This is a genomic window from Vibrio sp. CCB-PB317 (assembly GCF_022808245.1).
GTDB lineage: Bacteria > Pseudomonadota > Gammaproteobacteria > Enterobacterales > Vibrionaceae > Vibrio > Vibrio diabolicus.
In genome coordinates this window covers 916165-938682 of the sequence record NZ_JALGNU010000003.1, presented here as the reverse complement: position 1 = coordinate 938682, position 22518 = coordinate 916165, and the positions used below count along the sequence as shown (strand labels likewise).

The following is a 22518-nucleotide window of genomic DNA, read 5'->3' as shown; positions in this document are numbered from 1 at the left end:
CCCAAAATATGTCGACCACGTCCGCTCACCTTTTAAGTGACTATATAGTAGTAGAAATGCCGATTCCTTATCGTGCGATATGTCAGAATCTTATGACTGAGTACGAAAATCACGGTTCAGATAAGACTCTGTTTTAAAACTAAGTTAAGATTACTTTATTATTTGCGAACTAAAAGGCACCTTCGATGGATGCAGAACTTCTCGAGATTTATAACTTTCTCGCCAAGTACCCCCCGTTCAATGAACTCCCTGAAGAAACACTAAACAAGGTGACAGAGAGCGTCGAGATCTCGTACTACCGAGAAGATACCCCAATCATCCATTTTGGAGACTATATCCAAGATCTCTACGTGGTGCGAAGCGGGGTCGTAGAAGTTTATCGACGCAAAGGAGAGCTTTATAACCGTCTTGATGAAGGTGACCTATTTGGCCAGATGGGAATGCTAACCAACAACAAAGTACGCTTTCCGGTAAAAGCCATTGAAGATACTCTGCTCTACTGTATTCCTGGTGACGTTTTCCAAGAAATATACGACAACTTTGATTCCTTTGCAGACTTTGTCGAAGTGGAAAATAGTGCTCGTTTACGCCAAGCCATTTCAGAAAACAAAGATGCCAATGACCTGACGACATCGAAAGTGAAAACCTTGCTGACTGGCGATGCTCATACGATTGACCGAGGACAGACAATCCAACAAGCCGCGCAGCAGATGGCGAATGACAACGTATCTGCTCTACTTATCGTCGATCCAGATTTCGTTCGTGACGAAGATGACCCACAGTCTCCGGTGCTTGGTATTATTACTGACCGTGACTTGTGTACCCGTGTGTTGGCCGAAGGCTTGTCTCCACAGGACGATGTATCAAGTGTGATGACCACTGAAGTCATGTCTCTTGATCACAATGCCTACATCTATGAAGCAATGTTAACCATGCTGCGTTACAACGTGCACCATCTGCCTGTGGTTAAAAACCAATTACCTATTGGTATTATCGAAACAACCGACATTGTTCGTTATGAATCACAAAACTCGCTCTTATTGGTGAGCAGCATTTTCCAACAACAGACCATCGAAGATTTGGCAGTTGTTGCTGAAGAAGTAAAAAGCAGCTTTGTACGCCTGGTCAACGAAGATGCCAACTCACACATGGTGGGCAGTGCGATGTCCGTGATTGGTCGAAGCTTCAAACAACGTCTGTTAGAAATGGCTGAAGAAGAGCTTGGCCCACCACCAATTCCTTATTGTTTCCTTGCACTTGGCTCAATGGGACGTGATGAGCAACTGTTGGTGACTGACCAAGATAACGCCATCATTCTAGATGAGACCTACCAAGAAGAGAAACATGGTAAGTACTTCGAAGCTTTAGCGAAATATGTCAGTGATGGATTAGATGCCTGTGGCTACAAGTATTGTACGGGCGATATTATGGCAACCAACCCATTATGGCGCATGACTCGTTCAGAGTGGGAAGAGTGCTTCGCTGACTGGATTGATAACCCGAACCCGAAAGCGCTACTCAACGCGTCCATCTTTTTCGATTTGGATGGCGTTTACGGTCGCTTAAAATGGGCAGAACAATTAACCAGCTTTATTGTTCGTCGTGCGCGTAAAAACAATCGCTTCTTAGCCTGTCTGGCTCGTAACGCACTTAACCGAACGCCGCCACTTGGCTTTTTTAAAGACTTTGTGATGGAGAAAGATGGCAGACACAACAACTCCATCAACCTCAAACGTCGCGGTACGGCTCCTCTGGTCGACTTAATTCGCGTTCACTCTCTAGCGGTTGGATCACGTGCACAGAACTCGTTTGAGCGTCTCGACGACATCATTGATGCTGGCATTTTGCCAAAAGGTCGTGCACAAGACTTAAAAGACGCACTAGAGTTTATTTCCATGGTGCGTATTCGTCACCAAGCGACGGACGTGGAATTAGGCATTGACCCAGATAACAATATCGAACCAGAAAATCTCTCTGAATTTGAACGTCGCAACCTAAAAGATGCTTTCCAAATCCTAAGCAATGGTCAGAACTTCCTTAAGTTCCGCTACCAAGCGAATAAGAGCTTTAAGTGAGGTTGAACATGATCAAAAAGCTCTTTCAGAAGCCAACCATTCAGTGGCCAACGAAATTTGAACAAAAGTTGGAGATGGCTAAAGATGAGAATTTAATTGCGTTTTATAGCAATAAACCACCTGCACCAGAGACCCCCCTGTCTGAGGTGGAGTTCGTCGCGCTAGATTTCGAAACGACGGGGTTGAATCCCGAGAAACATGACATCATTACCATTGGTTTAGTGCCGTTTAACTTGAAGCGGATTTTTTTGCGCAATTCACGTCATTGGAAAGTTCGCCCGCAGCGAGCACTCGATGAAGACTCGGTAATCATACATGGTATTACTCACAGTGAATTGATCGATGCACCTGACTTGGGCGACATCTTAAGCGAGCTACTACCATGCTTAAGCGGAAAAATCATTGTTGTGCATTATCGTCGTATCGAGAGAGAATTTCTGGATAAAGCACTCAAAAGCCGTTTAGGGGAAGGAATTGAGTTTCCAGTGATAGATACGCTGCATCTTGAAGAAACCATTCAACAGAAACGCTCTGGCTCACTCTGGGAGCGTTTAAAAGGGAAAAAGCCAGAATCGGTTCGGCTAGCGCAATCTCGACGCCGTTATGGTCTGCCAGACTATACCCCTCACCATGCATTAACCGATGCAATTGCTACGGCAGAACTGCTACAAGCACAAATCGCCCATCATTATAGCGAAGACCAACCGATCAGTGAGTTCTGGCTATAACGTCTTGCTAGCTTAATAAGCGATCAAAAAAGGAGCCAAATGGCTCCTTTTTATTTAGGTCGGTATCCGATTACAGCTTAAAGCGTTGAATCTCTTGCTCTAATTCGTGTGAAAGCTCAGATAGGTGGGCAGCTTGTTCTGCTGCTTGATGAGCTTCTACCGACAGCTCGTTAGAAACGTCACGAATGCCTTCAGTATTACGCGTGATCTCGGTTGTTACCGATGCTTGCTCTTCTGCCGCCGATGCAATCTGCGTTGCCATGTCACTGATACGCTCAACAGCAGTATGGATTTGCGTCAAGCTCGCTGCAGCCGCGTTTGCATCATCAACACTGGTGTCAGCCAGACGACGGCTATCACCCATGATGCCAACCGCTTTCGCTGTTGTGCCCTGTAGCATCTCGATAGTTTCTTGAATCTCTTGCGTTGAAGCATGAGTGCGTTGGCTCAATACGCGAACTTCATCCGCAACCACAGCAAAGCCACGGCCTTGTTCACCTGCACGTGCTGCTTCAATTGCCGCGTTAAGTGCAAGTAGGTTAGTTTGCTCAGCAATACCTTGAATCGTTGATAGAATCGTATTGATACTATTTCCGTGTGCTTCTAGCTCTTGAATCACATCAGTGGCAACTTGAACTTCTTGCGCCAAGTTCTGGATAGAACCTTGCGTCTGAGTCACTTGGCTAGAACCGTGTGAACAAGCTTGAACCGCTTCCTCTGAGTTACTTGCCGTGCTATCTGCATTACCTGCAATTTCTTGTGTCGCTGCAGCCATTTCGTTCACAGCCGTCGCCACCATGTTGATCTCATCTTGCTGGTAAGAGATACGCTGACTACGCTCTTCAGCTTGCTGTGCCGTCGTGCGTGCTTGCTCTGAAAGCGCAGATGATACGTGGCTAAGCTTGGTCACCATCGTGTGCATGTTGCCAACAAAGCGGTTGAAGTTTTCAGCCAGTTTACCGACTTCATCATCACTGCGTGGTTCTAGTCGTTGCGTTAAGTCACCTTCACCAGATGCAATTTCCTCAAGTGCATTTGATACGCGGCTCAAGTCACGGAACAAGAAACCAACCAACCAAGATACCGCAAGAATAACCACAATGGTGATCATCACTGCAGTGATCAATAGGTCACGTAGCAATACCGCATGCCCTGCTTCTTCCGTTGCGCGATCCATTTCAATCGCGAACATCCAATGCGTGCCAGGTACTTTATTAAAGTAGTAAAGCTTCTCTTTGCCTTTGATTACCGTATCTTCGATACGACCTTCATCTGCAGCGCGCTCGATTGCCTCTTCTGAAAAGTCTTTTAGAACACTGGTGATAGGCTTAAGCGTTAAGCTTTTATCAGGATGCGCTAGGAACGTACCTTCGTTCATATCGATTAACATCGCATGCGCGTTTTCACCTGCATCTAGGTTAATCACGTCGCTGATGAGCTGATCGATCAGTACATCTGCACCAACAACACCAACAAACTGACCATTTTTCATTACTGGCTCAGCAATGGTTACAAGCAGCGCGTTAGTGATTGCATCTTGATATGCAGCTGTGATGATCTGCTTACCTGCGGCGTTAGCATCTTTGTACCAAGGACGAGTACGAGGGTCGTAATCAGCACGGTTACGTTCAGGGTGAGAGCGATACATATCACCGTTTGGTGTACCAAGGAAGATGTCATCAAAGCCACCAGCCTTGCGAGCTTGTTGTAGGAAAGGGACAACGTCTTGCTCTGTCGAGTAGTCGTTGAATGCGGTAGCAATATCTTTACGGATATTGACCCAATCAGAAATTCCTTCTGACGCAGTAGTACTTAGACTTTGCGCACGTGAATAGACACCTGAACGAGTCTGATCAAATAATTGACCAGCCGACAACCAAGTAAGTGCTGTTGCCATCACAACAACAGCAGAAAGGCTTGCGCCAATAAGCTTTTGTTTTAATGATAATTTCATATTTATAGTTTTTGAGTTGGGAGAACAGTTAAGGTGTGTGAATATTACACACTTTTTCACGACTATTCACTAATTTTTAAAAAACAAAATAGCACATTAACTCTTTGTAAAATATGAACTTTCATGTGTCATTTTTTTGTCTCACCGTCATAAAAACCGCACAAAAAAAGCCAGCAAAATGCTGGCCTTTTGATTACTTGTTACTCAGACAGATTTATAAAATGCCTGAATTATTGACGTTCTGTTCTCATACCCATCAATAAGCTCACACACATTGCAAGCAGAATGAAGGTAAACGGTAGTGCTGTAGAAATTGCACCTGCCTGAAGCGCTTGAACTGCTTCTGAGCCACCAATCCACAGTAGAGCAACCGCAATTGCACCTTCCATAAATGCCCAGAAAACACGTTGAAGTACAGGAGCGTCGACTTTACCGCCCGCTGTGATGCTGTCGATAACAAGTGAACCAGAGTCAGAAGACGTGATGAAGAACACAAGTACCAACACAACAGCAATGATTGAAAGCATGCTACCAAATGGAAGAACATCGAACATTTGGAACATAGCAAGTGAAACGTCAGTCAAACCATTCGTGCCCAACTCACCTACTTTATCAACAACTTGCTCGATCGCTAGACCACCAAATACTGACATCCAAACAACCGTAACAGCGGTTGGAACCAGTAGAACGGCAGTAATGAATTCGCGAACGGTACGACCGCGAGAAACACGCGCAATGAACATACCTACGAATGGTGACCATGAAATCCACCAAGCCCAGTAGAATACTGTCCAGCCTTGGAACCATGCCTCATCTGTACGACCAAACGGGTTACTTAGCGGAATAATATTCTCTACGTATGCCATAAGTGTGGTTGGAATCGAGCCTAAACTCGCCGCCCAACCGATAAGACCAACAAGAATCAGTAGCAAGAACGCCACAACCATGTTGATGTTACTAATGACCTTAACGCCACCATCAATACCACGTACCACTGAAACAACAGCAAGCAAAGTTACAACGGTAATGACGACGATTTGTAGGCCAAGGCCTGGCTCAACACCAAATACGTGATGAATACCACTTGCCGCTTGTTGTGCACCTAAGCCCAGTGACGTTGCAAGACCAAACAAGGTCGCAAGAACGGCCAAGATATCCACGATATGACCAGCCCAGCCCCACGCGCGATCACCCAGAAGTGGGTAGAAGATCGAGCGCATAGACAGCGGTAATCCTTTGTTGTAGGCAAAGAATGCTAAAGAAAGTGCTACAACACCGTAAATTGCCCATGGGTGAAGACCCCAGTGGAACATCGTCGCACCCAGTGCCAATCTCGCTGCTTCTGGTGTATTTGCTTCAACACCGAGTGGCGTTTCATACCAACCAGTGAAGTAAGCGACAGGTTCTGCGACACTCCAGAACATTAAACCGATACCCATACCAGCCGCAAATAGCATTGCAAGCCATGACATGAACGAGTAATCGGCAACAGCGTCTTTACCACCTAAGCGGATTTTACCCATTGGCGAAACGATAAGTGCCAAACAGAAAATAACGAAAATATTACCTGCAATAATGAACAACCAATCGAATGAACCAATGATCTTCCATTTCAGCCCATCAAGTGCCGTCTTTGCGGTATGTGCATCTAGAACTAATGCAGCGACAAGAAACAGCGCAATTAAACCTGCACTAATACCAAAAACTGGGTTATGAACATCAAAACCCCATTTTTGAACGTTGTCTTGACCTACCGTATAGTCGGTACTATCGATACTGTACTTATCTATACCCTTTGTCATCGTTCCTCTCTATTTTTGTACTGTTTTTACGTACCAAACAAAAAAATCTTTCGAACACGATACGTTTTACATTCCGTGAAGGCGCAAGATCCTATCATTTGACACGTTTTTGTCTATCTTTTTGCTATGAAAAAATCCAATAACTTACTTTTCACTCAGCAATTTCCGCCTTTAAAAGGATAAACCACTAGCGCAATAGTTAGACCACAAACATTTATTGCTATAATAATTTTAGGTCTTCTTATTTTGTCTACACGACGCGACAAAATGAAATTGGAGACACTACTTAAAATTGTAGTGGTAATTTTTGATTCCACCCCTTTAAATAAGGGCGCATTTAAGTTAGTGTCGCCTCGATAAATGTTCCCTACAGACTGGATGAATAAATTGGAAAAGTACGAAGAAGTATTGGTCTCGATTCGTCAGATCATCCGCGCTATTGATTTACATTCTAAAAAGCTGAGCAAAGAGTCTGGATTGACCGCTCCACAGTTGATTTTGATGCGTGCTATCAATGAGTTAGATAACGTAACGATTAAACAGTTGTCTAGCCACACTAACATGAGCCAAGCGACCGCAACGACCATTCTAGATAGACTAGAACGAGGCCAGTTTGTTGAGCGTCAACGCAGTGTTCAAGACAAGCGTAAAGTGCATGCAGTACTTACGAGCAAAGGCCAAGAAGCCCTAAAGCAAGCACCAACGCCATTGCAGGAACACTTCATTAATCGATTCCAAAAATTGGAAGAATGGGAGCAGTCTCTGCTGCTATCTTCCGTTCAACGCATCTCAACAATGATGAATGCAGAGGATATCGATGTCGCTCCAATGCTCGAGCTTGGCAGCATTACAAAAGTCGATTAATTTCGCTCTCACGTGCTCGCTTTTTGCGGGCACTACTCTCCTACTCCGTTAACCCTGTTTCAAACGCATATTTCGCTAGCTCCGCCGTCGAATGTAAATCCAACTTGTGCTTAATGTTGTGGCGATGCGTCTCTACCGTTCGGTAGCTAATGTTAAGTAGTGTGGCGATTTTCTTACTGCTGTTTCCTTGAGCGACTAATTTAAGCACCGCTTCTTCCCTGCGGCTAAGTGGATTCGTTTTTTGAGTGGCTGGCACCACCTCTTGGGTAAAAAGCGTTTGTGTGACAGACTCGCAGAAATACGTTGAACCTTGATTCACCGTTTTTATTGCTTGCACCATTTTCTCGGCCGAGATTTCCTTGAGCATGTACCCTACTGCGCCAGCTTGCATGACCTTCATGATGTATTCACGGTTATCGTGCATGGTCAGCATAAGTATTTTGCTTTCTGGTCGCTCTTCTTTAATTACCCCTGTCGCTTCAATACCGTTCATTATCGGCATGCTAATGTCCATCAAGATGACATCAGGCTGAAGGTGCTTTGCGACTTCAATCGCTTCCAGCCCATTGCTTGCCGTACCGACCACTTCAATATCAGGCTCTAACTCCAAGCGAGCCATGAAGCCATCTAAGACCACTTGATGATCATCAACAATCACCACACTAATCGGTTTATCCATAAACTAATTCATCCAAATTAAGCAGCACGGTAATCTCTGTTCCTAAACCAAGCTCACTCATCAGTTCAAACTCACCACCAATGAACTCTACACGCTCTTGCATGTTCCTTAACCCAATCCCTTGTTGGTGCACTGCTTGGTTAACCACAAAGCCAACACCGTCGTCACGTATGAGTAATTGCAGCATATTGCCCATTTTTTGCAAAGTAACCGTCACTTTTTTCGCTCTTGCGTGTTTTTCGATGTTGTTCAAAGACTCTTGAGCAACACGATACAAGGTCGTCGCGACCTCCGACGTCAGTTTGTACTGCTGAGTATCAAAATTACTTTCTATATCAATCCCAGAGTGAGAGTGAAAGTCTTGCAGTAAAGTGGTCAGTGCCGCCTCTAAGCCGATATCATCAAGGGCGCTAGGGCGAAGTTGATGAGAAATATGCCTTACTTCATTTATCGCGGTGACCAATGAGCGTTGCGATTTGTCTAAGTGGGATTTGAGTTTTTCGTCTTCCAGTCTATGACTCATTAAATCCAAATGACATTTACTAGAAACTAACAACTGGTTGATTCCATCATGCAACTCTCTCGCTAGATGTTTTTTCTCATCCTCTTGAAACATGACGGTTTTATGTGCCAGCTCTTTAAGGTTTTTATCGGCAAGACGGTGTTCATGCAGATTGATCGCCAAAGTGAGAACGATAATTACAGCAACGGTCACCGCTAAGATCACGACGACCGAGAAAAAAGTCGTTTCGATATTTTTGTTCACCGCAGCACGCATATTGGCGACTTCTTGACTGACGTCCTCAATATAGAGCCCTGTCCCTATCATCCATTCCCACTTATCGAGCCATGCGGCGTAGCTAAGCTTTGGGACGACTTCACCCGTAGATGGCTTTTGCCACAGGTACTGATGAAATCCGCCACCTGATTGAGCTTGATACAACAAAGCTTCAATTAGACGATCGCCATTCTCGTCTTTAAGATAGAGTAAGTTCTCCCCGACTAGCTCTGGAAGAACAGGATGTACAAGGTTGGTGCCGTATTTATCGTAAGCAAAAAAGTAGCCGTCTGCTCCGTAGCTTAAACGGTTTAAAATCGCTTTCACGCGTGTTTTAGCAACGCTCTCTTCTAAGGTTGGATCGTTGTAGATATAAGAAATGGAGTCAAAGGCGACGTCGACCGTGTCTTTGAGCGCCGCCTCTTTTGATTGGATCAGGTTTTGATGAAAGATCTCTACCTCCCTTTTGCCAAGAGTCTTGGTTTGATAGATAGAAATCCAACTGATACTCGCTGACACCAATACCACGGGTATCAATGTCAGCAGAATTAACTTTGCTTTGAGAGGCATCCCTTTCCTCCATGAAACGCTGCTTTACAGCTCACTATCTTAGCAGCACAAATAACTCGACTTCGTCCGCCTAGACATAAATAGCAGCTTAACAACTTGTCTCAAAAGGTAAAAACTCTCAGTTCACAAAATCTCTTTTATTATCGAGTGATCAACTCATGCCATAAAAGCCTGGGAAAAACAGCAAAGAAGCCAACACGACAATTTGAATCGCGATAAACGGCATCACACCTTTGTAAATATCTCGCGTAGTGACACCTGCTGGTGCGACGCCTTTTAGATAGAACAAACTAAAACCAAATGGCGGTGTTAGGAATGATGTCTGTAAGTTCATTGCGATAAGAATCGCAAACCACGTCATGTTGATACCCATCAACTCAGCGACCGGCGCAATAATTGGCACGATGATAAAGCAGATTTCAACGAAGTCGATAAAGAAGCCTAAAATCAGAATCACCACCATGGTAATGATGAGGAAGCCCCACTTTTCACCCGGCAGTTCTAACATCCACTCTTCGACTAGATAATCACCGCCAGTGTAGGTAAATGCCATTGAGAAGGCGGTTGCCCCTAGCAAAATAGCAAAGACCATTGCGGTTACTTTAACGGTTTCTTTCGATGCATCATAAATCATCGACCAACTAAACTGCTTATACAGTAACGACAGAACTATCGCACCAGCGCCGCCCAGAGCCGCTGACTCTGTTGGCGTTGCAATCCCTGCAAAGATGGAGCCCAATACCACAATGATCAGTGCCAGTGGCGGTAAAACGGCTTTCAGCGCGGTGAACACTTCTTGCTTTCGACTGATCGACTCATCGCGCTCTATCGCCTGTGCGGCTTGAGGGTTCAACTTTGCGTAAATAAGAATGTAGATCACATAGGCGCCAACAAGTGTAATACCGGGCCAAATCGCAGCTTGGAATAAGTCCCCGACCGGAACGCCGAGTACATCCCCTAACAAGATCAACACGATAGAAGGTGGAATAATTTGTCCCAAGGTACCAGACGCACAAATAGTCCCGCACGCCAAGCCTTTGTCGTAATTGTATTTAAGCATCACAGGGAGTGAGATCAGCCCCATCGCAACAACCGATGCGCCGACTACGCCCGTTGACGCGGCAAGTAGTGCGCCAACTAATACTGTCGAAATAGCAATACCACCACGGACGCCGCCAAACAGACGTCCCATCGACTCAAGCAGTTGCTCTGCAAGCTTCGTCTTCTGAAGTACTAGTCCCATGAAGACAAACAATGGTACGGCCATTAGCACCGTATTTTCCATAATGGATTGAATACGATATGGCATGAAAGCAAACATCTCGATGCCTTCAGCCCAAACACCAAAAATCAGTGCAATACCGCCAAAAGTAAAGGCAACGGGGAATCCCAATAAAAGCGCAAAGAGCGCGACAAAAAACATCACTATACCGATCATAATGACTTCCTTTTACGACTTACCGTTATTACCGGCATAGATAAGATGAGGGTTAACAATCTTGTTGATCGAATGCAGCAGCAGTCCAATGCCACTGACTGCCATAAAGAAAAATGACAGCGGAATCATCGCTTTGATGATCCAACGATATGGCAATCCGCCTGGATCACCAGACGTCTCGCCTAGCGCGTAACTTTCTTTGGCGAAATCGATACCAAACCAAGCCACCAGTAGGCAAAAAGGGAATAAGAAAAATAGCGTGCCTATGATGTCGATGATGGATTGTGCTTTGTATGATAAGCGTTCATAGAAAATGTCGACGCGAACATGGCCACCAGACTTAATCGCGTAAGGCACACCAAGCAGAAATACGGCGGAGAATAGATGCCATTCCATTTCTTGGAATGCAATGGATACATCGTTGAATACATATCGCATCACAACGTCGTAAACCACATTCACCAACAATAAAATAAACAGGATGCTGGACAACCATCCGAGAAAATCGCTAAAGCGGTTAAATAATCGCTCAATATAAATAAGACTTCTCATTCCGAACTCCGTGGAACGTTTGGATACGCTCCGCTATGGTGCGGAGCATTCATTATGAAGTTTTCTTGGGCTTCGTTCGCAGGCTAAACCTCTCGGCGTCGCCTGCGTCATAACGTTATTGTTGAGCTTGACTGTTTAAGTAAGCTCGGTGTGAAATGTCTGACCAAGGTCGAACTTGATTCATGTAGTTCGCTTGCGACTCTTGAATCTCTTTCGCCAAAGCATCTTTTTCTGCGTGCTCTTTCAACAAACGATCGTTTGCTTCTCGCAACGCAGCCACTACTTCAGGCGGGAAGTCTTTGACTTCAACATTTGGGTATTCAGATTTGATAGATGCCCAGTTTTTGCCACTTTCGTGTTTCGATTGCGTGTACATATCGTAAGCGGCGGTTTTCATTGCTACTTGTAAAATCGCTTTTAGATCATCAGGTAGACGGTTCCAAGTACGCTTATTAACAAGGAACTGAAGCTCAGTTGCTGGCTCATGCCAACCTGTGTAGTAGTATGGCGCGATTTTGTGGAAGCCCATGCGCAAGTCCAATGATGGACCAACCCACTCCAAGGCATCAATTGTGCGACGCTCTAGAGAGGTATATAGTTCACCAGGGGCGATATTCGTTGGTTTTGCACCTAGCTCTGCCAAGATCTCACCAGCAAAACCTGGGATACGCATTTTCAAACCCTGCAAATCCTCGACGGACTTGATCTCTTTCTGGAACCACCCGCCCATCTGAGTATCGGTATTACCGCCAGGGAAAGACATCAAATTATGTGGAGAGTACACCTTCTCCATCAGCTCCATACCACCGCCGTAGTAAAACCACGCATACTGCTCAGTTGGTAACATACCGAAAGGCATAGAAGTGAAGTAAAGTGTGTTTGGAACCTTGCCCTTCCAGTAGTAAGACGCCGAGTGGCCCATGTCGTATTGACCAGACTTAACCATATCAAACACCCCAAAAGGCGCTTTGTGCTTGTTTGCGGAATCAATACGGATTTGCAGACGCCCGTTGGACATCTCCTCTGCCATTTTTGCCATGTTTTTTGTCGCATCACCAAAAATAGGGAAGTTAGGTCCCCAAGTTTCAGCAAGCTTTAAACGATAGACTTTTTCAGCAGCATTTGCAGAAGTCACAACGAATGTCATCGCGGCAACGACAGCGGTTGTTTTGAGCACTCGTTTTAAAGATTTTTGGATTAGACTCATCGTTCACGTCCTTTATCACCAAGGTTATTGTTGTCATCCATTTCATTAGGATTGGCTGTATTCGGTATAAAAGATGTAACAATGTTGTCGAATGCGAAATGGGCATGAACACGGAAGCGAGTAATTCATCAATAAGACATTAGCCTTAGGTATTACGTATAACTACGTAGGACAGCCGTTATGCGACAAGTTTAACTATCATAAAATTAATGAGTTACTTTTCCTGTAACGAGGCAAAAAGAAAAATGATACGTACGTACTTCTCTGCCAAAAAATTTACATAGTATTTAAGAAAATGTGACAAAGCACTTATTGGCAGCGTTAAAATCAATTCCTAATAGATTATTTTCAATACGAAGATAAAAAAATACCCCGGCATTGGCCGAGGTATTCAAGCTAGAACGGTAGCGGTAATTAAACTGCTTTGTAGATAACTTTGTTACCTGCTAACTGCTCTTTTTGAACTAGGTTTTCTTCAAGAAGCTTCTTCAGTGCGCCAGTAGCCCATGATGCCGCTTTAGTATCTTCTTGACCTGCAGCTAGACCAATGCCTTTAGGGTTGATACCTTCAGCATTTGCTACAACGATGTCTAATACTTGTTGTTGCTTAGGAGTAAGGGCAACATCAACTGTTTTCACTGCAGCTACTTTTTTCTCAGCTACTACTTTCTCCGCAACAGCTTTTTCAGCAACAGAAGGTGCTACTGCTTTTTCGGCAACAGGCTTCACTGCTTTAGGTGCTGCAGCTAAGTTTGCTACTGTCGCTTTAATGCGTTTTTGCAGTTTCATCTGCACTTTACGCTTATGAGCAAGTCTCATTGAATATTTCTCCAGTTCACTGCATCTCAGCAGGGATGAAAATTTGAAGCGCGTTTTATACCAAAATTCACAAGCAATTTGTAGGTTTTAGCGGCGAAACGCGATGAAAAATGCGCTCAAAGCATAGAACGTCTACTATTTAATCAGATATTTTATGAACGGATTTATTGAATACTGGGTATAAAAACAGAGGTTTCTTTTATTTCAAATGCAAGTCAATGCACATTTAGTCATCCACGCATTTTTGATCAAGTATTCGAAGAGGTTATAAGCATGGAAACGCTGCACCTAACAAATTCACATTTCAAACCCGACTCCCCTATCAACAGAATACTTTTGTTGCTCGTTGCACTGATAACCCTGTTTTTGGTTGTCATTTCTCCGGGATGGAAGCAAGCCATGTTGTCGGTCATTTTGATGTCTGCAATTGTTGGTTTCGCCATCTTGATGATCAAAAAAAGCCAAGTCACTTTTACGCTGACAGCTTCTCACTTCCAACAACACCTTTTTAAAGGCGGATGGGTCGTCCGATGGCGAAATATTGAGTCAATAGGGATTTGTAGCTACCAGCAGGAAGGGTGGCATCAGCCGCTACCTTGGATTGGTATTCGTCTAAAACACTACTCACCTTATTTGGATTCGATCTGCCCTCGTATAGCGACAGAAATTCTCCTTAGCCAACGCGCACTACTTTATTTAGGTGCGAAGCAAAATCAGTGTGAAGATAAGTTTGAAGATATGGTGCTTGATCCTAAGCCATACATAAACAGCAATGGGATTGAGTATAAAGGCTTACTGGCGATGCTCGCCAACCGTATGAAATATCAAAGAGGATTTTACGGCTACGATCTGTTTATATCAGCCAGTGACCTAGATCGTGAAGCAGAGGATTTTGTGGGACTGACTCGGCGATACTTAGCTGCCGCCGAGCCAGAATAATGCTTACTACACGCGCTTTTAGTAAAGCGGCATCTCGTCAGCAACGAACGGGTTAGTTTTACGTTCGTGACCGAAAGTCGATTGAGGGCCGTGACCAGGGACAAACGTGACATCATTGCCTAAAGGCCACAATTTCTCTTTGATAGAGCTAATCAAGGTATTGAAATCACCTTGTGGGAAGTCAGTTCGGCCAATGCTACCGTTAAACAATACGTCGCCCACAAACGCCAATCGCGCTTCTTCACTATAAAGAACAACGTGACCAGGGGTATGACCTGGTGTGTGGAATACCTTTAATACTTGATTACCAAACGTGACAGTGTCACCCTCATTTAACCATTGATGCGGTTCAAAGGCTTCAGTCAATGGGAAACCAAACATTTGGCTTTGCCCTTCTAGACCTTGTAACCAAAAATTATCCGCTTTATGAGGACCAATGATCTCAGTACCACCAAGCATTGCAGCCAGCGGCTCTGTTCCGCCAACATGATCTAGGTGACCATGAGTTAGCACCAAGTTGACGATCTCGATGCCAAGCTCTTTAATGAGCATAGCAAGTTGCTTTTCGTCACCGCCTGGGTCAATAACGATGCCTTTCATCGTTTCATCACACCACACGATAGAACAGTTTTGAGAAAAAGATGTCACTGGGACAACTTGGTATTTCAGAGCCATAGAAAACCTATTACCAAACAAATTTGCGTTAAAACTGGCGCAACTATGACACTAACCCCATGCGACTTCAAGACCTGCTGAGGCTTGCTATTGACTTACCAAGAACGCACAGCACCTGTATCGATATGGACAAAGTTACTACTTGGATAATACCCAACACCACCAGCTTTCAAGCTAATTGCTGCATCGCGTACAGTAGACAATTTCACTCCATCAAGACGGAAGTCTATGGCCTTACCTTCCATATGAAGACTTTTCTTCGCCACTCCGCTAGCCCCTTTACGCAGGGACGCATTGGTCAAAGGCGAACGGTAACCAGAAATTACAATGACTTCTGCATCTGTACCGATCAGCTTTTGAATCTGGCTGATTTGATCGAACAAGCGTCGATCCATCGGATGAACTTCGTTTCGACGGTGATCACGACAAAACTCATTCAGCTTTTTTAGTTCATCATCAAGATAGCGTCTACCATCGAAATAGCATGTTTCGAGGAGCTCTCCAGTATTAAGGTTGTTCATCGCCAACTCACGTGGCTCGTCAGGGAATGAAGCCCATGAAATCGATGGCAAGGCAGATGCCAATACTACGCCACCAGCGGTCATTTTAAGGAAATCTCGGCGGGAAAAATTACGACTTACCATTTCAAAAAACAATGCTCAACAACTAAACAAGTCGCGGACATTACCCAAACACATTTGTCACGTCAAATGCATAAATCGATCCACCCTAATTTTAAGATGTGGCGATTAACGCTTAATTATTGAACAAACAGAAGATTCTTAGTTTTGTAAATTTTACTTAAAGATTTCAACTACGGTGATCGTATTTATAGATATCATCTCGGTAGTAAAGTGTTCCCTCTTCTAGCCATGCGGTTTGATAAATAATGTGCACTTGGATGCGTTCTCCTAAAGGGACCGACGTGTTAGAGCGACGCGTACTTTCCCGTTTTTTCGCTAGGCGTTCTTCTAATCCCTGAGTTTTGAATAAGAGCTCCGCCAGTTGGTCGGCATGTTCAACGCGGACACACCCGGAACTGAATGCGCGTCTATCTCGTTCGAACAAGTTTTTACTTGGCGTATCATGCAAATAGATAGCTTGGGGGTTTGGCATATTAAACTTATACAATCCCAATGCATTGTGTAAGCCCGATGCCTGTCGCATACGATAAGGAAATGTTCTCGGATTCACCGTCGCCCAATTGATGGTTGTAGGGTCAATAATTTCGTTTGAAGTCCAAGACCGGATGATTTGAATGTTATGGTTAATCAAATACATCGGATTACGTTTCACTTTAGGAATGATGTCTTTCACCATTATGGTCCATGGCACATTCCATGTGGGGTTGAGAATGACGGAGTCAAGAGTCCCCGACATGATTGGTGTTTTTCTTGAGGCTCTGCCAACCACAACTTTAGACTCGAACAACGGTTGACCATCGTGCCAATACGTTACTTCGTATCCAGGTACATTTACAAAGACAACATTATCTCTGTCTTTGGACCAAATCCTTGAACGTTCTGAGTTCAGCGCCAATAGATGCAATCGTTCTTGAGGAGAAAAGTTGATCCATCGAATGGTATTCGGGCCAATCACCCCATCCTCTTTCAAGCCATGAATACGCTGAAACTCTTTCACCGCTAACTCTAATTCTTCATCATACTGTTGGGTCGTGATATCTAAATACGATACATCTACACCAACCACTTCCATACGCTCAATCAGAAGCGGTTTATTTTCTAATTGGTCACCGACACGGGCAAGGCCCGCTTGTTCATAGATTGGATATTGATACTGAGCGTGCTCGGATAAAGAGGAGTAAGCGGAATAAAAAGCTTCGTCCGTTTGTAAAGGAGAGCGAAGGCTTGCTAAGAATTGACCAAGTTTGCCAACCGTAATTTCGTTACTCAGTACGGACAAAGTATCGATGCTAGGAGCAGGTAAAATCACGTGGGCTTTGTTAGCAAATAACCAGTTGATACCTTCTTCAGGGAGCTGCTCGAGATAGCTGAGATACATCAACAGTGAATCTGTCATCACCAAATCAAAGTCGAGGTTATCTCCCTGCCATCGAACTTGGTTTATACGATGGAGTTGATTCTCGAATTCGTCCGTGACGCCTGCAAGAGCAACCAGGTTTACTTGAAAAAGAAACTGCTCAATATCGCTTTCATTTTCCCAGTTCAAACGGTAATTGGTACTTTGATAAAGCTGGTCAATCACCTCTGGATAATGGATCATTTTTTCGACAGACAGCTTTTGTACCGCTCCCTCTTGCTCTGTTTGTGCAGAAGCTTCGAGAGAAACGACGGTAGAAAAGCTGAAAAACGGCACCATAAGTGCCGTCATGATTAAAACCCTAGCAAACACTGAAACGATCCTTGCGCTACTTGCCATAATGAAAAGTATGGCAAATATCTCACAGCTTGCAGGTTTAAAATTAAGAATCTGATGTTGAAATTAACATCAAGTTTCTTTATCTATTTGGGTTCAAACAATCTTTGACCAATGGTTATCCCATTGAACACCACTAAAAGAAGCGCTTTTATGTGTCGTTGGCCTTTGCTCAACCACTTTGCCAGCACCAGAGCTGACTCGGAACTCATCGCCATAGACCACAACACCAGAGGCGTCTGGTAACGCACTTAGTTCTACCAATTTTCCTGTAGATTTAGACCATATCCCATAACAACTGCCTGGAGGAGAAGTCGCAAGGATCCATTCATCCGTCGCCGCGATACTCGCGACATAGTGATTAAACCTCGCCCACTCTTCGGGTTCCGCATGCAAAGATTGCATCACACCTCCACGAGTGTGCATCGCAAGTAAAGCTGGGTATTCATCCGGCTCTCCACGATATTGCTGACCACACAGTACCGTCTCTGCACCATCATGCGCTAAATGACGGATGCTCAACTTATGATCTGGTAAAGAGACTTGATCCAACAGCTCACCTTCTTGTGAAAGGTAACTCAGGCTTGGTCTCATGCTATCTAGATTGAGCGGTTCACGGCCGTTGGTGTGTACGCCACCGACGCCAATCGCTAATGCGCCATCAGGCATCATGATCACTTCATGAGGGCCGAGGCCAAAACCTGTTAACTCATCGATCTTTTGATATTGCTTTTGCACATCATAAACACCGATGATCCCACGGCTTGTGCCCCTTTCCCCTTCTGTAGCAAATAGCAACATACCGTCATGGGAGTAAACACCATGACCATAGAAATGGCGATCCGGTTTTGCTAGCTGCAGCTTGATCATCTGCTCTGAGCGATAATCAAACACCATGAAGAAAGTTCCTGGTCGACGACCAAAGACCACTGCGTGACCTTGTGGGTTGGTCGCCACACCATGACCACGCTCAGGAATCGGCAACGAAGATAGCGGCATACCATGCTCATCGGCCACTACCGCTGCGTATTTATCTCGGCCGATGATTGAGCAGCCAATCAACGCTGGTTGACGTGAACGTGTTGAAGCACAACCAAATGGCATCATAGGTGCGGCCGCACCAAAGAGTGCGGCTTTCAGTAAGGTTCGGCGGGTTTGATCAGTCACCATCGGTTGCATTAAATCCTATAACTACGCCAAGCTCGATCGCCACTTCTTCGTGAATCAGGTACTTCAATTGCTCTAGCTTATTGTATTGAGCAAGCACCATGCGATAGCCTTCTTTTGTTTGTAGTGCAGCAAACAAGCTCTTATCTTCTGGCCAAGTTTCTAACGCCATTTCAAACTGATGAACAACACGGTCTGCGAGATCTACATGGCCTTGCTCTCTTAGTAAAGTATCTAGACCATTACCGTTGGCAAGATACAGCGCTTCCATTGCTTCAAGGTTTGCTTTTAAGTTTGAAAGTGACGTCTCTGAACGCCAAGATTCAGAGAAGTAAGGACGAGGCTGACCAATTTTAGCTAACGGTCTGCTCAGCTTTTTCATGCTGTAGTCAAGCTGATTAGAGAGCAGCGAAATGTACTCGGATTTCCATTCCGTCATCTCTAACGACTTCCAGGGATTTTGTGCCCAAGAATCTGCGATGATCTGCGCTTTGTTCTCTAGGTTTTCAGCAATTGCAACACCTGTCGCACAGGTATTGCTGTTGCTAGATAAGGTCGACGCTTTATCGTAAAGCAGCCATTCGAGCGCACCTAAACCTTGCACAGTGACGCTTTGCGTGGAGATCTCTTCCGCACTCCAAACTTGGTCAGATTTCGTCAGCACAGACATTTTTCGGCCAGTGGTGTTCTTTTTATCTGGCCAAAACTGGACATTCCAACTTTGCTCCAACGCCGTAGCAGGGCCACGCTCTTGACCTTGTAATGCCATCCACGTCAGCATAGTTTGGTGCCATTGCTGTTTTACTTGCGCATCATCTTTCGTCTCTGATGTGCAGTAATCCGCGAAGCTTTGTTCAAGTTCTGTGGTTTGCGCTAAAAACGTCTGCGCAGATTGAAACTCAACTTCGTAGACCGCTTGAGAAATATGACTTGTACTCTCAGGCTTGGCAGAGCGAGAACCGACTGTCGATTGGCAACCAACCAAACTTAACGTTGCGGCAACCACACTCACTAATCGTGTTATTTTCATGGTTGGTTCCTTATAGAGAATTCAGAAACGCAATCAATGCGTCACGTTCTTTTTTATTCAGTGCTAAGACGTTTTGTTTCGCCGTTTCAGCTTCGCCGCCGTGCCACAGTACCGCTTCCATCAGATTACGGGCGCGGCCATCATGTAAGAAGTAAGTATGCCCGTTTACTTCTTCGGTATAACCAATGCCCCATAGGGGTGCCGTTCGCCATTCACGGCCGTTTGCTAAGTACTCAGGACGGTTATCGGCTAAACCTTCACCCATATCGTGCAGAAGCATGTCTGTATATGGATGGATAAGCTGCTCAGAAAGCGCTGGTAACTCTGGTCGCTTCGCCGTTTTGACACTGGTCTTATGGCAGCTTTCACAGCCAGCTGCAGCAAAGATTTTCTGACCGAGTTTCACGCTAGGATCGTTCACATTTCGGCGAATAGGTACGGCTAAGTGCTGGCTGTAAAACTCAACGAAGTCGAGAATATTTTCACTCACTTCTGGTTTGCCGCCATTTGGCATGTCGTCACAAATACTTTGTTTCGAGGTACAGTTTTCATTGGGGAATAAATGGCTCGTCAGACCCACATCACCATTGAATGCTGCTGCATTTTGCTGCATTAACGTCGGTTGCCCGGCTTTCCAGCCAAAACGACCAATCGAGAAGTCGTCCTTCTCAATATCCCAAACCTTGTTTACTTTACCTGAGATACCGTCTTTATTTGCATCTTGTGCATCAGCCCATGCAAGTAGCGTTTCGTCAGGAATACTCTCTAACAAACCAAGGCCGATCATTGGCGGTGCAACACGCGCTGAAAATTCTGTATCAGGGTGCATATCGCCGTAACCTAGATCGGTAATATTCAAATGAGGTTTTCTTAGTGTCACCGTCGTGCCGTCTTTAAACTTCACTGGCACATCGGTGTACGTGATTTCGATTTTTCCTTCTGGCGTTTGATCTTGCAGGGCAAAGTCTTGGAGCTGGCCGCCATAAGTCGGCTCAGGTATAACGCCGTCTCTGATGTACGCTGTTTTTTGTTCTGACGTCATCGCAGGGATGCTCAAACGCACTAACATGGACACCGCATGCAAATCATTTTGCTCTGGAGGATGACCACGACCATCTTTGATGTGGCAGTTTTGACAACCATTTGTATTGAAAAGAGGTCCCAAACCATCTCTGGCATCGGTAGACGCTGGCGCTTGTACCCAAGGGTTGCGGAAAAAACTATTGCCCACGCTAAAATCAAGACGTTTACTCATAGGAAGGTTCGCGGCAGGAAGAGAATACGCGTTGGCGCCTTCTTTTTTGACGCTCGTTTGTCCACCAGATTTCACATCATACGCGATAGCAGTAGAAGAAAAGATCACGGCCAAGGCCGAAATTAAGTAAGGCTTCATATCATTGCTCTAAAACACAACAAGAGGGGTGGGATAACAGCGAGTTAAAACGGTAAAGGGCTCAAACGAGCCCTTTCAATTATTTTTTGTACTTTGATTAAAACTCGTGGTCTGCAGTATCAGGGCTTAGGCTATCAATGCCAATGATACCCGCAGCACGTTCAATTGAACCGGTTTGAGCAACCAATGACATGATGGTGTCATTCACTAACGTGTTGCCTTGTGCATTACCCGCTGCAATTAACTGGTCGAAGTGTTGGTTGTTCTTCTCCGCAGACGTAACCAATTTACCAACTTGGCTACGTGTTGTATCAAACTGCTTCTGGATCTCTTTAGCTGCTTGTTTGTCTTTTTGAGCCACTAGGTCAGCAATACTCGGACCAGAAAGCAATGTGCCGTCTTCACGCTTGTAAAGACCTGTGTAAACGTTATAGATGCCCTGCTCGTTGTAGTAATGAGAGTTGTGCGTATTGTCTGAGAAACAATCGTGCTCATCTTCTGTCGAGTTTGCTTCCAACGCCACCTTCATACGCTCACCAGCAAGCTCACCTAAAGACAATGAACCCATACCGAACAACATTTTACGTAGGCCATTATCCGCAGAATCATTAAGAAGCGTTTCACGGTAGTTGCCTTTCACTTCCGCAGACCACTGTTTTTCCATCCATTCAAGGTCTTGAACCAGTAGATCGGCTGCCGCTTTTAGGTACTCACCACGACGGTCACAGTGACCATTCGTACACTCAGAACCGACAACGAAGTCTGTGTAAGCGCGCTGACCTGCGCCTGCGTTTGTGCCGTTGAGGTCTTGACCCCAAAGTAAGAATTCAATCGCGTGGTAACCTGACGCAACGTTTGCCTCAGAACCACCTACTTCGTTGAGATCCGCTAGCAATTCTGGAGTAATTTTTGAAACGTCTAGTTTAGAAGCACCAATCTGTAAACTGGTGTTTGCGATGATGTTTGCAGCAGCGCCTTCGTTACCGAGTTCATATTGGTAATCTGTCGCTACGTAGTCAATTAGGCCTTCATCAAGTGGCCATGCATTTAACTGCCCTTCCCAGTCATCAACAATCGCGTTACCAAAACGGAATACTTCAGATTGTTGGTACGGAACGCGAGAGTCTAGCCACGCTTGTTTTACTTCTTCAAGCTTATCTGCTGATGGCGATTTTAGAAATTCGTCGATTTTTACGTCGAGCGTTTTCGCCGTTGTCACTGAGTCAGCAAAGACTGCATGTGCAACGTCTGCATAATGTTCAACGACTTGTTGTTTCGTTACTTGGGCAGCAACGGTAGAACCACTGGCAATGAGGAGTGATGCAGCAATAGATTGGACTAAAACTGTTTTTGCATTCATCTGAAGCATCCTTGTTGAGCAATTTATTTGTTTTATTCGTAGTGCTAATTATTCTTATTTGCACTATTAGTCACAAGATAATACAAATTTA

Annotated in this window: 19 protein-coding genes; 4 read left to right on the top strand and 15 right to left on the bottom strand. The window is 44.9% G+C overall.

Features of this window, described 5'->3' with window-relative positions:
• The first annotated feature begins 185 nt into the window (after positions 1 to 185).
• A complete protein-coding gene (locus tag MTR11_RS21505) occupies positions 186 to 2075 on the top strand; it encodes a DUF294 nucleotidyltransferase-like domain-containing protein (RefSeq protein WP_005396868.1) in 1890 nt (629 codons plus the stop codon).
• A gap of 8 nt (positions 2076 to 2083) precedes the next feature.
• On the top strand, positions 2084 to 2803 hold the full coding sequence (locus MTR11_RS21500) for a 3'-5' exonuclease (RefSeq protein WP_080936826.1): 720 nt from the start codon (positions 2084 to 2086) through the stop codon (positions 2801 to 2803).
• A 70-nt stretch (positions 2804 to 2873) separates the two neighbouring features.
• On the opposite strand, the gene MTR11_RS21495 is transcribed toward MTR11_RS21500, so the two are convergent.
• Together MTR11_RS21495 and MTR11_RS21490 are read right to left on the bottom strand one after the other, a co-directional pair.
• Positions 2874 to 4757, bottom strand: coding sequence for a methyl-accepting chemotaxis protein (locus MTR11_RS21495; protein ID WP_012841645.1), 1884 nt, complete (start codon positions 4755 to 4757; stop codon positions 2874 to 2876).
• 230 nt (positions 4758 to 4987) lie between these two features.
• On the bottom strand, positions 4988 to 6559 hold the full coding sequence (locus MTR11_RS21490) for a BCCT family transporter (protein ID WP_005394723.1): 1572 nt from the start codon (positions 6557 to 6559) through the stop codon (positions 4988 to 4990).
• Positions 6560 to 6946: 387 nt separating this feature from the next.
• Between MTR11_RS21490 and MTR11_RS21485 the strand changes: the two genes are divergently transcribed.
• Entirely contained in the window at positions 6947 to 7423 is a 477-nt protein-coding gene (locus MTR11_RS21485) for a MarR family winged helix-turn-helix transcriptional regulator (protein WP_031780419.1), read from the top strand.
• A gap of 40 nt (positions 7424 to 7463) precedes the next feature.
• On the opposite strand, the gene MTR11_RS21480 is transcribed toward MTR11_RS21485, so the two are convergent.
• The 6 genes from MTR11_RS21480 to MTR11_RS21455 form a co-directional block, all read right to left on the bottom strand.
• Entirely contained in the window at positions 7464 to 8102 is a 639-nt protein-coding gene (locus MTR11_RS21480; protein WP_005394727.1) for a response regulator, read from the bottom strand.
• The gene (locus MTR11_RS21475; protein WP_243328356.1) at positions 8095 to 9450 is read right to left on the bottom strand and encodes a cache domain-containing protein; all 1356 of its coding nucleotides are present in this window, start codon (positions 9448 to 9450) and stop codon (positions 8095 to 8097) included. Before MTR11_RS21475 ends, MTR11_RS21480 begins: the two co-directional genes overlap by 8 nt.
• Positions 9451 to 9601: 151 nt before the next feature.
• The gene (locus MTR11_RS21470; protein WP_005394731.1) at positions 9602 to 10888 is read right to left on the bottom strand and encodes a TRAP transporter large permease; all 1287 of its coding nucleotides are present in this window, start codon (positions 10886 to 10888) and stop codon (positions 9602 to 9604) included.
• Positions 10889 to 10900: 12 nt separating this feature from the next.
• Positions 10901 to 11440, bottom strand: coding sequence for a TRAP transporter small permease subunit (locus MTR11_RS21465; RefSeq protein ID WP_012841642.1), 540 nt, complete (start codon positions 11438 to 11440; stop codon positions 10901 to 10903).
• A gap of 115 nt (positions 11441 to 11555) precedes the next feature.
• On the bottom strand, positions 11556 to 12647 hold the full coding sequence (locus tag MTR11_RS21460) for a TRAP transporter substrate-binding protein (protein ID WP_005394734.1): 1092 nt from the start codon (positions 12645 to 12647) through the stop codon (positions 11556 to 11558).
• A 414-nt stretch (positions 12648 to 13061) separates the two neighbouring features.
• On the bottom strand, positions 13062 to 13466 hold the full coding sequence (locus tag MTR11_RS21455; RefSeq protein WP_005394736.1) for a hypothetical protein: 405 nt from the start codon (positions 13464 to 13466) through the stop codon (positions 13062 to 13064).
• Positions 13467 to 13739: 273 nt separating this feature from the next.
• On the opposite strand from MTR11_RS21455, the gene MTR11_RS21450 reads away from it, so the two are divergent.
• On the top strand, positions 13740 to 14405 hold the full coding sequence (locus tag MTR11_RS21450) for a DUF2982 domain-containing protein (protein WP_046876193.1): 666 nt from the start codon (positions 13740 to 13742) through the stop codon (positions 14403 to 14405).
• Between the two features lie 18 nt (positions 14406 to 14423).
• Here MTR11_RS21450 and MTR11_RS21445 read toward each other — a convergent pair whose 3' ends face one another.
• The 7 genes from MTR11_RS21445 to MTR11_RS21415 all read right to left on the bottom strand — a co-directional run bounded on the left by MTR11_RS21445 (position 14424) and on the right by MTR11_RS21415 (position 22427).
• Positions 14424 to 15080, bottom strand: coding sequence for an MBL fold metallo-hydrolase (locus tag MTR11_RS21445; protein WP_048625699.1), 657 nt, complete (start codon positions 15078 to 15080; stop codon positions 14424 to 14426).
• A gap of 95 nt (positions 15081 to 15175) precedes the next feature.
• On the bottom strand, positions 15176 to 15724 hold the full coding sequence (locus MTR11_RS21440) for a DUF882 domain-containing protein (RefSeq protein WP_048625700.1): 549 nt from the start codon (positions 15722 to 15724) through the stop codon (positions 15176 to 15178).
• A gap of 166 nt (positions 15725 to 15890) precedes the next feature.
• Positions 15891 to 17432, bottom strand: a complete 1542-nt coding sequence (locus MTR11_RS21435) for a L,D-transpeptidase family protein (protein WP_171058411.1) — start codon at positions 17430 to 17432, stop codon at positions 15891 to 15893.
• A gap of 141 nt (positions 17433 to 17573) precedes the next feature.
• On the bottom strand, positions 17574 to 18656 hold the full coding sequence (locus MTR11_RS21430; RefSeq protein WP_243328355.1) for a DUF1513 domain-containing protein: 1083 nt from the start codon (positions 18654 to 18656) through the stop codon (positions 17574 to 17576).
• Positions 18637 to 19674 (bottom strand): imelysin family protein, encoded by a 1038-nt coding sequence (locus MTR11_RS21425; protein WP_243328354.1) that lies wholly within the window; start codon positions 19672 to 19674, stop codon positions 18637 to 18639. The genes MTR11_RS21430 and MTR11_RS21425 overlap by 20 nt, the downstream gene beginning before the upstream one ends.
• A gap of 10 nt (positions 19675 to 19684) precedes the next feature.
• Entirely contained in the window at positions 19685 to 21067 is a 1383-nt protein-coding gene (locus tag MTR11_RS21420; RefSeq protein WP_243328353.1) for a di-heme oxidoredictase family protein, read from the bottom strand.
• A 97-nt stretch (positions 21068 to 21164) separates the two neighbouring features.
• On the bottom strand, positions 21165 to 22427 hold the full coding sequence (locus MTR11_RS21415; protein ID WP_243328352.1) for an imelysin family protein: 1263 nt from the start codon (positions 22425 to 22427) through the stop codon (positions 21165 to 21167).
• Between the last annotated feature and the right edge of the window lie 91 nt (positions 22428 to 22518).

Coding starts and splice junctions, on each gene's coding strand:
- MTR11_RS21490 (WP_005394723.1), bottom strand. CDS start 6,559: ATGACAAAGGGTATAGATAAGTACAGTATCGATAGTACCGACTATACG.
- MTR11_RS21495 (WP_012841645.1), bottom strand. CDS start 4,757: ATGAAATTATCATTAAAACAAAAGCTTATTGGCGCAAGCCTTTCTGCT.
- MTR11_RS21455 (WP_005394736.1), bottom strand. CDS start 13,466: ATGAGACTTGCTCATAAGCGTAAAGTGCAGATGAAACTGCAAAAACGC.
- MTR11_RS21425 (WP_243328354.1), bottom strand. CDS start 19,674: ATGAAAATAACACGATTAGTGAGTGTGGTTGCCGCAACGTTAAGTTTG.
- MTR11_RS21505 (WP_005396868.1), top strand. CDS start 186: ATGGATGCAGAACTTCTCGAGATTTATAACTTTCTCGCCAAGTACCCC.
- MTR11_RS21450 (WP_046876193.1), top strand. CDS start 13,740: ATGGAAACGCTGCACCTAACAAATTCACATTTCAAACCCGACTCCCCT.
- MTR11_RS21470 (WP_005394731.1), bottom strand. CDS start 10,888: ATGATCGGTATAGTGATGTTTTTTGTCGCGCTCTTTGCGCTTTTATTG.
- MTR11_RS21420 (WP_243328353.1), bottom strand. CDS start 21,067: ATGAAGCCTTACTTAATTTCGGCCTTGGCCGTGATCTTTTCTTCTACT.
- MTR11_RS21430 (WP_243328355.1), bottom strand. CDS start 18,656: ATGCAACCGATGGTGACTGATCAAACCCGCCGAACCTTACTGAAAGCC.
- MTR11_RS21445 (WP_048625699.1), bottom strand. CDS start 15,080: ATGGCTCTGAAATACCAAGTTGTCCCAGTGACATCTTTTTCTCAAAAC.
- MTR11_RS21465 (WP_012841642.1), bottom strand. CDS start 11,440: ATGAGAAGTCTTATTTATATTGAGCGATTATTTAACCGCTTTAGCGAT.
- MTR11_RS21460 (WP_005394734.1), bottom strand. CDS start 12,647: ATGAGTCTAATCCAAAAATCTTTAAAACGAGTGCTCAAAACAACCGCT.
- MTR11_RS21475 (WP_243328356.1), bottom strand. CDS start 9,450: ATGCCTCTCAAAGCAAAGTTAATTCTGCTGACATTGATACCCGTGGTA.
- MTR11_RS21415 (WP_243328352.1), bottom strand. CDS start 22,427: ATGAATGCAAAAACAGTTTTAGTCCAATCTATTGCTGCATCACTCCTC.
- MTR11_RS21480 (WP_005394727.1), bottom strand. CDS start 8,102: ATGGATAAACCGATTAGTGTGGTGATTGTTGATGATCATCAAGTGGTC.
- MTR11_RS21435 (WP_171058411.1), bottom strand. CDS start 17,432: ATGACGGCACTTATGGTGCCGTTTTTCAGCTTTTCTACCGTCGTTTCT.
- MTR11_RS21440 (WP_048625700.1), bottom strand. CDS start 15,724: ATGGTAAGTCGTAATTTTTCCCGCCGAGATTTCCTTAAAATGACCGCT.
- MTR11_RS21500 (WP_080936826.1), top strand. CDS start 2,084: ATGATCAAAAAGCTCTTTCAGAAGCCAACCATTCAGTGGCCAACGAAA.